Source organism: Rhodococcus sp. BH4 (assembly GCF_002079265.1).
Classification (GTDB): Bacteria; Actinomycetota; Actinomycetes; order Mycobacteriales; family Mycobacteriaceae; genus Rhodococcus_F; species Rhodococcus_F qingshengii.
Genome location: NZ_CP014941.1, coordinates 1,205,264 through 1,218,792, shown reverse-complemented (window position 1 = coordinate 1,218,792; position 13,529 = coordinate 1,205,264). Strand labels below are relative to the sequence as shown.

Here is a 13,529-nt window from a genome sequence, read left to right as displayed (position 1 = left end):
ACGGAGACACACATGACTGTTCGCACAAAGATATTCGCAGCTGTTGCACTGTCCGCAGCTCTCGCCCTGACCGGCTGTTCTTCCAACTCCGACAAGGAAACCGAAGCTGCACAATCCATCACAGTTCAGGATCAATGGGTCAAGGCCGCGCAGGAAGGAATGAGCGCGGCGTTCGCCGAACTCGTCAACTCCAGTGACAAGGACGTACGCGTGGTCTCGGCCACCAGCCCCGCGTCGTCTCGACTCGAACTGCACGAAGTCGTGACCGGCGACGGCGGAACGATGACGATGCGTCCCAAGGACGGCGGTTTCCTGGTCCCTGCCAACGGGTCCGCCTCCCTCACCCCGGGCGGTGACCACCTCATGTTCATGGACCTGTCCGCGCCGCTGCTCCCAGGCGCAGAAACCGACCTCACCTTGATCTACGACGACGGTTCCAGCACCACGTTCACAGCCCAGATTCGCGACTTCTCCGGTAATCAGGAGAACTACGACCCGAATCACGGTGGCTGAGAACACGAACCCGCCCAGCCGAGCAGTCAGTCGGCGGCGCCTTCTCGGAGGAGGCGCCGCCGCGCTCGGCGTGGCGGGAATAACCTGGGGCGCAACCACAGTGGTCGAGCGCAGCCAACAGGAGCAGCAAGCAGGCAAGCTGGTGGAACCGTTCTACGGAGTCCACCAAGCCGGCATCGACACCACGCCGCAAGCGCACGGCACCTTCATCGGGTTCGACCTCTTGCCTGGAACCGATCGAGCAGTCGTCGTCGGAATCATGAAGATGTGGTCCGAGGATGCGTCACGGCTCACCGCGGGCAACCCGGCGTTGGCGGACACCGAACGGGAACTGGCTGTGGATCCGGCACGCTTGACGGTGACCGTCGGCTACGGTCCTGGCCTGTTCACCAAGCTGGGATTGCAAGCACGTCAACCGGACTGGTTCGAGCCGTTGCCGAGCTACGAGATCGACCGACTTGACGACCGATGGGGCGGGTCGGACCTGTTGCTGCAGATTTGTGGCGACGATCCGGTGACCATTGCTCATGCTGTGCGAGTTCTGACCAAGAACGTCCGATCACTGACGACAATCCGGTGGACACAAAAGGGATTCCGCAACGCTCGCGGCACCACGCCCGAGGGAACCACGATGCGCAATCTCATGGGCCAAGTGGACGGGACGGTCAATCCTGCTCCGGGAACAGTGGATTTCGATTCACTGATCTGGCACGACGGCGCCGGTCAACCGTGGCTGGCGGGCGGAACCTCGTTGGTACTGCGACGCATTCGCATGGAAATGGATACCTGGGACGAACTCGACCGTTCGGGGCGCGAACTCACGATGGGGCGCACGTTGTCCAATGGCGCTCCGCTCAACGGAACCAACGAATTCGACGAAGCGGATTTCACACTCACGGACAAGTTCGGGATTCCGGTGATCCCGCCAGGATCACACATCGCGCGAGCCCACCAGACGCATGAGAAGGAGCAGTTCTTCCGTCGGGCATACAACTACGACGACGCACCCGAGAGCGGGCAGACCTCGAATTCGGGATTGATCTTCGCAGCATTCCAACGGGACATCGCCGAGCAATATCTACCGGTCCAACAGCGATTGAGTGACTTCGACGCACTCAACGAGTGGACGACGCCGATCGGTTCTGCGGTGTATCTCATTCCGCCGGGATGCACCGAGAACGACTATCTGGGAAGCGGATTGCTCGGCTGACAACCCCGGGCAACGATATTGTGGGGGCTGGATCCGAACGGATCCCGCCCCCACAATTCCTTCTACCTGAAGTTGTTGCGTTACTTGGACTTACGAGGTCCCGGCATGACCGCACCTGGACGGGCGGTAGTCAACCTCGTGACCCAACCACTGACGGGCCACTTCTTCAGTCCGACGTTGTGTGGGGTGACCTCGGTTCCGACGTACTTGGCAGCAAGCTCGTCGTCGACGGTTCCGTTGAACCGCCACAGTTGGCTTCCGTCGGCATTGCGGGTGGACACCTCCCATGACTGAGCACGGAAGGCACCACGAATGATGCTGTCGGCAAACACCAGAACGGGAATTCCGATCTCGGCACGAACAGCCGCACCGGCAGACCACTCGGCGCGCGCGAGTTCGTAGATCTCTTCCGGCGTTGCTCCCGGACGGGCGGAGGCCGGTACGTGGAGGACGATGCTCGGCGTCGGGAGTTCCGGCGCGGGATCAGCCGAGTAGCGCAATGCGAGTTCCTCGACGCGGGTCGCTCGGGCGTCCTTGTCCGAGGTATCGCCTGCGAGATTGGTCAGACCCTCTCCCGCGTCGGTGATCCGCAAGGCTTCCACGATGCCGCGGACGACCTCGTCGGTAGTGGCGGCCGAATCCGTGGCGGCAGAGACCGAGCGGAGGAGTACGAAGTGCTCCACCGCCGAACCTGCGTCGTAGATCTCGCGGATCCGAGCGATCTTGGCTGCCGTCACAGCACCATTCGACTCGGCCGGAGCGTCCGCTCCTTCGAGGTTCGCGAGTTCACCGAGCGCTTCGAATACCGGCGCGAATACTTGATTTCCCGTGCCGTGCCCGACATGGAACACCTGGTCGTTACGCGGGTCACGCAAAGCAAAGACATACTGCCCCAGCCTCTTCCCGACCTTCTCGGAGAACGGCTGCGGAGCGGGCTTCCTGACGACGACCTCGGTGGACAGAGTGCGCATCACGGCCAGACGTAGTGCGTCTGGCACGCTGGTGGAACCGGCAGCACCGGAAAAGATTGCCGCCGAAGCAGCGCTGATCGAGGTGAACGTGCGGCCGACTTGCTTCTCGAGAGAGGCAGAGACCGTACCGACCGCAGTCAGTTTTGCATCGAGGGTGCCGTCACCCTCGACAAGGAACTCCTTGATCAACGGAGCAACGAGCAAGGTGGAGCCGATAGCGCGAGGAACTGTCCAGACAATAGCCATGCCACGAGCCTAGGCGATCACCTCGAGGCGCGAGGCGAACGCGACTCAGCCCGCCGCTGCCGGCCCGGCCAGTCCCTGCACAAGTAGGTTCCAGGCCGAGTGCGCGACTTCTTTTCGCGAGCTCTCGGCAGTCCGTTCCATGATCGCGGCGAACATCGCGATCGCCAGAATCACGTCCTCAGCAGTCACGGACTCGCGTATCTTCCCAGCTCGACGCGCCTCCTCGAGGCGTCCTTCGAGGAGATCGGTCAGGCGGGTGCCTGCCGAATTCAGTCGTGAGTCGCCGAAGGAGACGGGCTTGATGACCTCCACGAACACGATGGAGGTGGTGATCTGGTCTACCAACAATCGAAAAAGATCGTCGAGAGTCGAATCCGGATCGGCAGCCATATCTTGCAGCTCGACGATGTTCTCGTCGAACACCGCGAGTGCGAGGCTTTCGCGAGTGGGAAAGTGCCGGTAGAGGCTGCCCTGACCGACGCCGGCCGTGCGGGCGATCAGGCTGAGCGGAGCAGCAAAACCCTGAGTGGCGAACACCTCGCGAGCTGCTGAGACGAGTGCCGCACGATTGCGCGCCGCATCTCTCGGCCCTCTGTTGAGGGATCCGCTATTGACGCGGCCAGACGATGTCACGCACACTACGATACCAACCGGACAGCATTGTCCGGTTGGTTGCGGCCCGACACCGGTTCACACCCCGACCCGATCGTCGTGAGCGCTCGAACACGCGCCTGCCCTCCGTGCTGCCTGTCCGTGAGATACGTCTGCCCGTGAGATACGAAAGGCAATCCCGCACCGGGAGTTGGACTCGATGAAATCGTTCACGACCATCAGAACCAGATCTGCCATCGCACTCGTCGCCTTGATCACCGTCCTTCCCGTGTGCGTCGCGTCGGCTGAGCCCGCCACTGCCCCGGGCTCGATCCACGAGAACCCGGGTGTCGCTTCCACCGCCGCAAGCCGCGCCGAATGCGGCCCGGGATCGATGCCCGAGACCGGGTTGCAGGGTAATGTTCCGGCCGAGGACCGAAACAGCGGACGCAGCCGAGACGGCTACAGCTGCAACATGTCTCAGATCGGCGGCTACTCGGGTCGCGGCGGCGGGATCACGTCCACCAACTTCGAACACTGCTCGTACGTCGGCAGTTTCTTCCCCGGGAACCTCCTGGGCCCCGCACAGGGCGTCCAAGTTCTCGACGTATCGGATCCTGCCAATCCCGCTCTCACCGCCACGCTGACCGAACCCGCGATGCTGGCCGGAACGTGGGAGAGCCTCAAGGTCAACACCGCGCGAAAGCTGCTGGTGGGCACGGGCGTTCCGCTCTTGACCGGCGTCGGCCTGATGTCGGTCTACGACATCTCCGATTGCGCGCACCCGAAACTACTCAACCCCGGACCAGGAACCGATCTGGGGATGCTGCTGCCCATCACCAATCACGAGGGAGGATTTTCACCGGACGGGAACACCTACTGGTCTTCCGGCACCGCTCCCGGCGTGGTGAGCGCCGTCGATCTCACCGATCCCGCCAACCCACGCGTCGTCTGGCAGGACCTCATCGGGTTGTCGACGCACGGCTTCGGAATCAGTCCCGACGGAAATCGCATGTACTTGTCGAACAATCTCGGCGGAATACATGTCCTCGACATCAGTGAGGTTCAGCGCCGCGTCCCGAATCCTCGGGTGCGCCAACTGTCCCAGCTCTCGTGGACCGACGGGTGGGCCACCCAACACAGCATTCCGGTCACCTACGACGGTTCGCCGTACCTGTTCACCGTCGACGAAGGTGGTTCCGGCGGAGTCAAATTGATCGACGTCTCCGATGACGACGAACCGTCGGTCGTCAATTCGGTGAAGCTCGAAATCAATCTGCCGGAGAATCAAGACGCTGCGCTGGCGTCCGCTGCCGGTGGATCGCTGTTCGCGTACGAATCTCACTACTGTTCGGCCGACCGCCCGGTCGACCCGACTGCGCTGGCATGTGGATGGATCTCGAGCGGGATTCGGGTCTTCGATATTCGAGATCCCTTCGACGTCCACGAAATTGCGTACTTCAACCCACCTGCTCGGACCGGCGACAATCGCCAACTCGCCAACTCGCCACACGCTCTCGCGTCGCTCATCGGGGTACCCGTTCTCAGCACCCCGGCAATCGCGCAGTCGATCGCGCAGGGCCAGTTCGACCCCGGCCAAGCACTGAGTTCGCGCTCGGGCATGGTCGCTCTCGGCGACATCTCGACCGATTGGTGCTTCTCCCCACCCGAATGGCGAGGGACCACGTTGTGGGCGACGTGCGCCGACAACGGCTTTGTTGCCATGCAACTCGAAAACGGTGTCTACACACCACCCGCTGACCAGAAGACGACCGTGGGATCATGACGGCGCCGCGAGCGGTCAAAGCCGTCGCACTCGTGGCTGCAGCACTGATGCTGCTCGTACTCGGCGCAGCACTACGTCCGCTGTTCGCACCCGAGAACCACACGCAGAGAGCTGTTCTGAGCGAAACCGAAATCGGATTCGTGCACGACATGGCGGCCCACCATCAACAGGCCCTCTTCATTCTCGCGCGTCTGAGTCCCGATGTGGACCCGGCGGTGACGAGACTGGCCCAGCAGATCGACGATGTTCAACGAACGGAAATCGGTGTCATGCTCGGTTGGCTGAGGTTGGCCGGTGTCCCGCCGAACAGTAGAACGCCGATGGCGTGGATGGAGGCGTCGCCGAGCGGCGCGGGCGACTCTCGTCATCACCCGGCAACGCTGGACACCGAGACCGACTCCATGCCTGGTATGGCTACGACCGAAGAACTCGAGAAACTGAGCAGCGCTCGCGGGCTCGACGCCGAGGTCCTTTTCCTTCAACTGATGGAACGCCACCACCGTGGCGGGATCGCCATGGCGCAGGCCGCCGACGCCTTACTCGAGAGCGGGCCGGTGAAACAGTCCGCCCGCGACATGATCAACACCCAGAGTCAGGAATCCGGGCTGATGACGCTGATGCTCGAACAACGTGGGGCACAACCACTGCACTGACCCGCATGTGCAGTGACTACCATAGGTGTCGACCTGCGAACTACAGAAGGAATCGACACTTCATCATGACCCTGCTTGTTCGCGGAATCGATTGGTCGAACCCGACAGCACCGCGGATCCGATGCGTCGACGACACCACTTCCGCTACGACCTTCTTCACTCACGACTCGGTGCTGCGATTCTCCGTCGACGAGACGAAGGGCCGCCGCTGCCTCGGCTGGCGAGATCTCACCGCCGAAGGTCCAGGACACTCGCCGTGCGACCGCGGGGCGACGGTCACCGCAGGACGCCAATGCGACCGATGCCGAAATCGTGAGGGGTTCACCACGGTTCATCAGGCACACGTCAGCGGCGCGCACATTCATCCGAATGTGCGTACCTACCTCGCACAACCACAATGGCTCTACGTCGACGTATTCGCCGGCGGCCAGATGAAGGTGGGGACGGCGTCCGAGTTCCGCAAGCATCCGCGAGTCGCCGAACAAGGGGCAGTCTGCGCATTGTTCGTAGCGCGGTCGACGGACGGTTACAGCATTCGCGCCCTCGAAGCCCGAGTTTCGGAGCACTTCCACTTGAGCCAGGCAATACGTACGTCTCGGAAGATCGAAGCGTTGACAGGTCCCTTGGATCGAGAGAAACTACGAAAGTCGTTGCACCACTTCGTATCGTCGATCAAAGACGAGCTGAATGACATCGGATCGGACATCGACGGAATCGAGATCCTGGAGGCTCCCGAAGAATGGACGGCGCCGGCGTGCGCTGACGTGGTCTTCGATGCGGCACCGTTGATCGCGTATCCGCACACTTTCGAGTCCGGGGAACATTCCTTGTATCTGGAGGGCCTTGCCGGTTCGATCGCCTCGCTGCGGATCGACCCCGATCCTGAATCGCCACGCTTCGTCGCGGATGTGTCCGGACTGGTCGGTCGAACCATCACCGTCGGCGAGTTCGAGTCCCCTGGCGTGGCGATTCAGGAATCGTTGTTCTGAAAGTAGGTCAGCAACTTCCCGCGGTCGCTGCGGCGAATCCGCGAGTGACCTCGGCCTGCTCGTCGGCAGACAGGCTCGACCATTCGGGATAAGCCTGGATGGAGGTCAGCATGTCGTTTGCCAATGATTCACGCGTCATGCCCATTTCCTCTCCGGACTCGTCGATGGCCGGCTGGTATGCGTCGAGGTACCGGAGAACGTCGGAACACGCCTGCGCGTAGGTCCGTGGCAGCGCCGAACTCACATTCGGGTCGGACGGGACCTCAGCCGGAGCACTCGAGTCGACCGAAGGGGTCTCGGTAGGTATTTCCGACGACGTCGCCGGAGCCTCGGATGACGTCGTCGACGTCGCTGTGGTGGTCGCCGAAGCAGAGGAAGTGAGTGTTCCGACCTCGGTCGGCTTGTCTCCGTCTGAACCGCAGGCAACCAGCGCCACCAGCGAGCAGGCACCGATGAACCCGGTGATCGTTTTCTTCATCCCTCAAGGATGCCAGAGGGCCACTGGCGTTCGAACGGACCGGCATCGCCCGTCAGCGCCAATTGCCCGAGCATCCGGCCGAATCCGAGCGCCTCGCCCTCCCGACTGCGGGATTGGACTGTATGCCCCGTTCGCGAACCCATGCTACGGTGACTTAACTGCAAAATAACTACGGGTGGGATTGTCCGGTCTGCCGCGTTCATCCGGAACGCTCCGATCGGAAATAGTTCGTCTATAAGGGGCTGGAACGAGTGGGACTTTTTCGTCGACGAGGTTCCCGCGAGGAAGACGACGATCGCGGGCAAAACCTCGATCGCAGCGACCCCGGGTACGCCGCCTGGTTCGCGAACGTCGCCGACGCGGGTGGTCAGCCGATTCCGTACAAGCGACCGCTGACCGCACCGGTGTATCCGCAACTCCAGCCGCCGGCCCCGGACTACGAGACGGATACGAGACGGCCACTCAACGCACCCGCCGGAGACGGCTGGCTACCCGCAGACCGCATCGACGAATTCGAGTCGTCGAATGGCCGCCCATCTGCACCGAACGGAACGAGCCCACAAATCTCCCAAACTGAAAAGTTGCCGCCCGACCCACTCCCGACGCCGCAACCAACGATTCCACCTCGAAATGTACCGATGACTTCACCACCGAAGCATCACCTGGAGTCGCCCCGCGCGACTCGGCCCTACCAAGGAGAAGCAATGAGCAACATCGACAAGATCCTCGGCGAATTGATGCGCATCGACGGTGCCAGCGGTGCAGCCGTCGTCGACGCCGACAGCGGAATGGTTCTCGGCATGAGCGGCAACCCGTCATTCAGCCTCGAGTACGCCGGCGCCGGCAACTCCGAGGTTGTGCGAGCAAAGCTCCGCACGATGAGTAACTTGGGGATTACCGACACCCTGGAAGACATCCTGATCACCCTGAGCAACCAGTACCACCTCATTCGCGTCCTCGAGACGCCCGGACTGTCGACGCTGTTCGTGTACCTCGTTTTGGACCGTGCGCGTGCGAACCTGGCACTGGCCCGCCACAAGCTGGGCGAACAGACCCCCAAGATCGAGATCTGACGCTTCCACTTCCTTCCCGACAATGCCCGGTCCTCGCCAACGGCGAGGGCCGGGCATTGTTCGTTCCGAACACTCGATTGGTGAACCTCGCGCCGGCGCCGATACTGGGACCGTGACTATCGCGGATGCTCCTTGCGTGTGGTTGACCACCCTCCGAAGCGACGGCTCGCCGCACACGACTCCGGTCTGGTTCTTACTGCATCAGAACACATTCTGGATACCGAGCGCTGAGCAGAATCGTAAGGTTCGGAACCTGCTGGACGATCCTCGGGTCTCGTTGGCAGTCGACGGATCCGCTGGCGACCCGTGGGTCGCACAGGGCCTCGCGACAATTCATCACGATGTCGGCGAATTCGTCGACCTCCTGAGACTTTTCGGCGAGAAGTACGACGGCTGGGATGCCGCAGACGAAACTCGTGACGGTCCGCGGGTCCTCGTCTCGGTCCCGGTGACTCGATGGTTCCTTCGACCAGACTGACAGACAGTGCCGGTTAGGCCCGAATTGTCGTGAATGACATACTTGTAGTTCATCTCTCGCAGAAATGGACTCTCACACATGGCACGCACGGCACATCACAGGCGCGGCATCACCGGCGTCACCATCGGCATTGCTGCCGTGATCGTGCTGGGAGGTTGCGCCAATTCCAACGCCGACGCGCCCGAAACATCTTCTCTTGGTTCGGGAATCGGATCCGGTGTCACCACGACGGTCGTGACCGAAGCCTCGGCTCCTTCGTCCGCCGCAATTGAACTGCTGGCACAGATCCCCGTCAAGGGACGCGCACCCAAGACCGGATACGACCGCGCGCTGTTCGGTACCGCCTGGACCGACGACGTCACCGTCGAATTCGGCCACAACGGCTGCGATACTCGCAACGACATCCTGCGGCGTGACCTCACCGACCTGACATTCAAGGACGGCTCCAAAAGCTGCTCGGTCCAAACCGGTACGCTCCGTGACCCGTACACGAACAAGACCATCGCGTTCACCCGCGGCCAGGACACGTCTTCTGCAGTCCAGATCGATCATGTCGTCGCACTCTCGGACGCCTGGCAGAAGGGCGCACAACAACTCGATACACAGACGCGAACCAATCTGGCCAACGACCCTCGAAACCTGCGCGCTGTCGAAGGGCCCACGAACCAGAAGAAGTCGGATTCCGACGCGGCGACCTGGCTGCCACCTAACAAGGCCTACCGCTGCCAGTACGTGACTGCTCAAGTGGAAGTCAAAGCGGCATACGGTTTGTGGGTCACCCAAGCCGAACACGACACCATCGCAGACATTCTCGCGACCTGCTGAACTCTTGCGATGATCAGCGGCCCTTGATCAGATACCGCACAATCGCCATTCCGAGCGCGAGGCCCACTACGGTGGCGAGCGCTGCAACCAGACCGTGACCGGTCAGTGCGACGAACACACCGGTGATGACTGCGACGACGGCAATGATCCCCGCGTCCACTCTGCTTTGACCACGTTCAGGCATGGCACTCTCTCGTGCCGTCTGGTCCGTCCGCTCCCCTCGTAGCGGACGGACCCAGCGGCAATCTGTCGAAATGCGCGAACTCCGGTGGCCTCACCGGGCTGACTTTGCGGGCGGTCCTGCGAGGCCGGCACGTCCCCCGGAGCAAACTCACATCGGTTCACGAAGTCCGTACCTTCGCAGAATATACCGATTGGTAGGTAATTACCGAGGGCTAAAGTCCCTGGTCATGGACTCATGCGACGAGTGGTCGGAAACTCGAGACGAACGAGCACATCCGCGAGGCGAGCGTTAGCCGAGATAGCAGAGGTCCGTGGCCACGGCCAGAGGCCCATCTGGAATCAGAGCGGAGACGTCTATGACCCGAAAAGTGATCCGAGATCCAACGATCCGACTGACGACACTCGCTTCCAATCAGCGCAATATGCGGTGGTGAAGCGAGAATCCGTCAAGAGAATCGTGACTGTCGCCGGTTCGAGGGTGCTTTCGAACTCGAGTACATTCAATTCACCATCGCCGTCGACTTTCGCTCGGCCGTATATGCACGGCATGTCAGCTGATACGGGCCCAGACGTCGTGTAGGTTCCCGGCAACACCTCCCACGGCACGTCGAACAGTCCGTGACCAGGAATCGTTCCCGGCGCTGCTGAGGCCGCAGACGTCCCGATCATTGCCACACCGACAGCTACTGCTGCAGCGGACGCGAGCAAACTAACCTTGCGCATTTTCCCTACCTTGTTCATACCTGAACCGCAGCGGCGAGTTCGAAGGCTTGTTGATGTAAGAACCCGCGGTTCGCGCAGTTCTTCAGCTAACGGTAGTAAAAGGGCACGAGTTTTGGTGAGCTACCTTTTTGTGGTTCTGGCCCGATTTCCGTGACGGAGACTCCCATTGAGAAGATCAGAGAACGCCGGCGTTGCGGCTCTCGGCATGATTCGAACCTGTCATTCCAGTATTCGATCACACACCCGCATTCGAGCCGAAACGTCGACGCTCCCCTGCCGTTTGGGTGACTCAGCCTCCGAGTGAGCCCGTCGGCAGCTTCGAGAAGATGTCCCCGAGGCTTCCGGTTCCACCAGGAGTTTCCGGTTCCGTCGGATCCACCGGCTCGACGACGATGACACCAGGCACGGTGACGGTCACGGTCTTGTCCGCAGATTCCGAAGAACTGAACTTCTTGGTACCCAAGAACTTTGCGGTGATGCGATGCTCGCCCTGGTCGCGGAACGGCCAGACCAGTTCTGCATGGCCATTGGAATCGACTGTGGCGCTGCCGATCTTCGTATCGCCGTCGAAGAACTCGACCGTTCCCTCACCCGGGTTCGGGTCGATACTCGCCGCAATCTTGACGTCTTCGCCCGTCAGTGCCTCCAGTGCGACAGCGACCATCGTCTCGGTCCGGTTGGTCGTGAAGACCTCGGTAGTCGAGAGGGCGCTGCGTCCCTCGCCCGCAGCAACACAATACCCAGCGGCATTGACCCACCGGGACTCACCGAAACTCATGCTCGTGTCTTTGATCTTGATGCTCGGGCTCGTCGCCCCGGCGCGCAGGTGCGTCGTCGCGTTTCCCTCGTCGGACCGAGCTTCGAGTTTCAATTCGACTGCCGGTAAACGAAAGTCCGTGTTCGCCTTGACTTGCAGCCCTTCCTTGGGCTTGTTGTCGTTCGCGCTCGGACCGTCGTTGACTGTCTTGTTGCCGGTACCGGTAATTCGCAGGTACTCACCCGCCGGGTTCGCGTTTCCGTCTGCGCCCACCCGGAGCAGCACCGCAGTCTCGCCGGTCAAGTTGGACGACGAATCACCGACGAGGGAGTACGAAACCAGGGTTGCCCCTTGCGGTAGTGCGATGTCGTACTTGATACGACCGGTGTCCGAATCCGAACTACGCATGGTGCCTGGATGCAATTTCACTGTGAACTGTTCGCCGGGACGCACGGACGTGGGCGCCGTTACCTCCATGTTGTCGGAGAACGACGAATCCCAATCGGTGGCGCCGTCGACCCGGCACTTGTGTTCGAAGGAAACTGTCCGCGTCACGGTATCGGAAGCCGCTGCCACCGGCGCGGACACAGCGAGGAGTCCGGCCGCGAGTGCTGGTACGACAGCGCAAACTGCCAGAGTGCGGGGGTTCATGTGTTGCCTTTCAGAAGAACTCGGCCATTGAAAGTTCAGTGAGGTAGGACCGTGATCACTTGCCACCGAGCGAACCCGTTGGCAGCTGCGGCAGAAGGGACTCGAGGCTGCCGAGACCACCCGGGGTGCCCGGATCGGTCGGGTTGGGATCGACCGGACCTGTGGTGTCACCGGTCACCGTGAGTACGTGTGCCGCCGACGTGTACTTCGCCTCGTCTCCGGTAGCGGTGAATACTGCAGTCACGGACTTGGTACCCGCCTTACCGAAGGTGAGATCCAGGCGCGCAATACCGCGAACCACCGGCCGCGGGTCACCGACGGGTTTGCCGTCGACCATGAACTGTACTGTTCCCGTTGCGTTTTCCGGATCGACGTGAGAAGCAAAAGACACCTTGGTACCGGTCGCGGCGGTAGCCGGTCCTTCGAGCTTAGTCACGATGTCCGCGCCTGGCTCAGGATCAACGGGCTCCAGGTCCCCGTCGATCTTCGTGGATGCCAGGGCGCCGGCACCGGCATTGAGGGGGCCGGTCTCAGCGTCGCGCGGCGAGCAGGATGTGGGCGCCCAGATGGTTCCCGCGAGCCAGTGACTGACCTGAGGGAGGAAGGTCAAAAATGACTCCGGCCCACCGAAAGTACCTGAAGCACCCGAAGTCCGGACATTGGTTTCGACTGCGCCGGAAGGCCCGGCCTTTACGGTGATTCTGATCTTCGGAAAGACGATGTTCGTCTCGGCACCGGACTGAGCATTGATCGCCAGCCCACCGTGCGCACCCGACGACGATGACGGGCTGTTGCCGATCGCTTCGTTTGCGCCGGACAACCGGAGTATCGGACCGTCCGCTGCGGGAGCACCGTCTTCGTTGACACGAATCACCGAAGCAGGTTTCCCGGCAATAACATTGCCCGGATCGGTGACCGTCGCCGAAACGAACTCCGCGTTGGTCGGAATCGGCAGATCAATCTTCAGACGCGAGATCTTCTTGACGCTTGCGCCGCTCACATCGTTCGGGATCTGGACGCTACCCGGATCCACGTCGATGTCGAAGACCTGACCTGGCGCGACTACCGTCGGAGCCGAAACCCGCACCGTAGCAGGCTTTCCGTCTGACGAAGGACCGGAGAACGCACTCGGAACTGCGCGGCACGTGACCTGGAACGTTGTCGACGTGGTTTCTGCAACGGGCGCCGCGGTTGCCGGAATCACGGCCACAGCGGTTCCACCGACAAGGAGGCCGGTAAGGAGCGCAGCATTCAGTAGGCGTTTTGACATGATGTCCTCTCGGAACAACCTGATTGACGTTTGCCGCCGAACTGTAACGGAGTCAGCGCCCGAGTTGACCCTTTTTCAATAAACAAAAACCACACAGTAGGTAAATACTTGGTAAGGGCTACTGGTCGTCAC

At 61.6% G+C, this 13,529-nt stretch carries 14 protein-coding genes and 1 pseudogene; 8 read left to right on the top strand and 7 right to left on the bottom strand.

The features are described 5' to 3' along the window. The first annotated feature begins 12 nt into the window (after positions 1-12). Both A0W34_RS05605 and A0W34_RS05600 read left to right on the top strand, forming a co-directional pair. The gene (locus A0W34_RS05605; RefSeq protein WP_063314930.1) at positions 13-513 is read left to right on the top strand and encodes a copper chaperone PCu(A)C; all 501 of its coding nucleotides are present in this window, start codon (positions 13-15) and stop codon (positions 511-513) included. Beyond that, positions 506-1,723 carry a Dyp-type peroxidase gene (locus tag A0W34_RS05600; protein WP_063314931.1) on the top strand — a complete coding sequence of 406 codons (1,218 nt, stop codon included), beginning with the start codon at positions 506-508 and terminating at the stop codon, positions 1,721-1,723. Before A0W34_RS05605 ends, A0W34_RS05600 begins: the two co-directional genes overlap by 8 nt. A gap of 80 nt (positions 1,724-1,803) precedes the next feature. Here the strand turns inward: A0W34_RS05600 and A0W34_RS05595 are convergent, their stop codons facing one another. Both A0W34_RS05595 and A0W34_RS05590 read right to left on the bottom strand, forming a co-directional pair. Further along, positions 1,804-2,940 carry a GIY-YIG nuclease family protein gene (locus A0W34_RS05595; RefSeq protein ID WP_054800699.1) on the bottom strand — a complete coding sequence of 379 codons (1,137 nt, stop codon included), beginning with the start codon at positions 2,938-2,940 and terminating at the stop codon, positions 1,804-1,806. A 45-nt stretch (positions 2,941-2,985) separates the two neighbouring features. Continuing rightward, on the bottom strand, positions 2,986-3,573 hold the full coding sequence (locus tag A0W34_RS05590; protein WP_223304676.1) for a TetR/AcrR family transcriptional regulator: 588 nt from the start codon (positions 3,571-3,573) through the stop codon (positions 2,986-2,988). 178 nt (positions 3,574-3,751) lie between these two features. Between A0W34_RS05590 and A0W34_RS05585 the strand changes: the two genes are divergently transcribed. The 3 genes from A0W34_RS05585 to A0W34_RS05575 all read left to right on the top strand — a co-directional run bounded on the left by A0W34_RS05585 (position 3,752) and on the right by A0W34_RS05575 (position 6,959). Beyond that, complete coding sequence (locus A0W34_RS05585; protein WP_081557443.1) at positions 3,752-5,317, top strand: LVIVD repeat-containing protein; 1,566 nt, start codon at positions 3,752-3,754, stop codon at positions 5,315-5,317. Further along, complete coding sequence (locus A0W34_RS05580) at positions 5,314-5,970, top strand: DUF305 domain-containing protein (RefSeq protein WP_007734614.1); 657 nt, start codon at positions 5,314-5,316, stop codon at positions 5,968-5,970. Before A0W34_RS05585 ends, A0W34_RS05580 begins: the two co-directional genes overlap by 4 nt. A 65-nt stretch (positions 5,971-6,035) precedes the next feature. After that, entirely contained in the window at positions 6,036-6,959 is a 924-nt protein-coding gene (locus A0W34_RS05575; RefSeq protein ID WP_003945794.1) for a DUF2797 domain-containing protein, read from the top strand. A gap of 7 nt (positions 6,960-6,966) precedes the next feature. Here A0W34_RS05575 and A0W34_RS05570 read toward each other — a convergent pair whose 3' ends face one another. Continuing rightward, entirely contained in the window at positions 6,967-7,437 is a 471-nt protein-coding gene (locus tag A0W34_RS05570; protein ID WP_003945723.1) for a hypothetical protein, read from the bottom strand. 704 nt (positions 7,438-8,141) lie between these two features. Here A0W34_RS05570 and A0W34_RS33120 point away from each other — a divergent pair. From A0W34_RS33120 to A0W34_RS05555, 3 genes and pseudogenes are all read left to right on the top strand, one after another. Beyond that, entirely contained in the window at positions 8,142-8,510 is a 369-nt protein-coding gene (locus A0W34_RS33120; protein WP_020906454.1) for a hypothetical protein, read from the top strand. A 112-nt stretch (positions 8,511-8,622) separates the two neighbouring features. Continuing rightward, the gene (locus A0W34_RS05560; RefSeq protein ID WP_047269305.1) at positions 8,623-8,988 is read left to right on the top strand and encodes a pyridoxamine 5'-phosphate oxidase family protein; all 366 of its coding nucleotides are present in this window, start codon (positions 8,623-8,625) and stop codon (positions 8,986-8,988) included. Positions 8,989-9,066: 78 nt separating this feature from the next. Beyond that, a pseudogene (locus tag A0W34_RS05555) lies at positions 9,067-9,810 on the top strand (HNH endonuclease family protein); the annotation flags it as partial. A gap of 16 nt (positions 9,811-9,826) precedes the next feature. Here A0W34_RS05555 and A0W34_RS33115 read toward each other — a convergent pair. The 4 genes from A0W34_RS33115 to A0W34_RS05540 form a co-directional block, all read right to left on the bottom strand. Then, positions 9,827-9,997 carry a hypothetical protein gene (locus tag A0W34_RS33115; protein ID WP_007734610.1) on the bottom strand — a complete coding sequence of 57 codons (171 nt, stop codon included), beginning with the start codon at positions 9,995-9,997 and terminating at the stop codon, positions 9,827-9,829. A gap of 353 nt (positions 9,998-10,350) precedes the next feature. Then, the gene (locus A0W34_RS05550) at positions 10,351-10,719 is read right to left on the bottom strand and encodes a hypothetical protein (RefSeq protein WP_029537646.1); all 369 of its coding nucleotides are present in this window, start codon (positions 10,717-10,719) and stop codon (positions 10,351-10,353) included. A 289-nt stretch (positions 10,720-11,008) separates the two neighbouring features. Continuing rightward, entirely contained in the window at positions 11,009-12,127 is a 1,119-nt protein-coding gene (locus tag A0W34_RS05545) for an Ig-like domain-containing protein (protein WP_081557441.1), read from the bottom strand. Positions 12,128-12,182: 55 nt separating this feature from the next. Further along, positions 12,183-13,397: an Ig-like domain-containing protein gene (locus tag A0W34_RS05540; RefSeq protein ID WP_081557440.1), complete on the bottom strand. Its 1,215-nt coding sequence runs from the start codon at positions 13,395-13,397 to the stop codon at positions 12,183-12,185. Between the last annotated feature and the right edge of the window lie 132 nt (positions 13,398-13,529).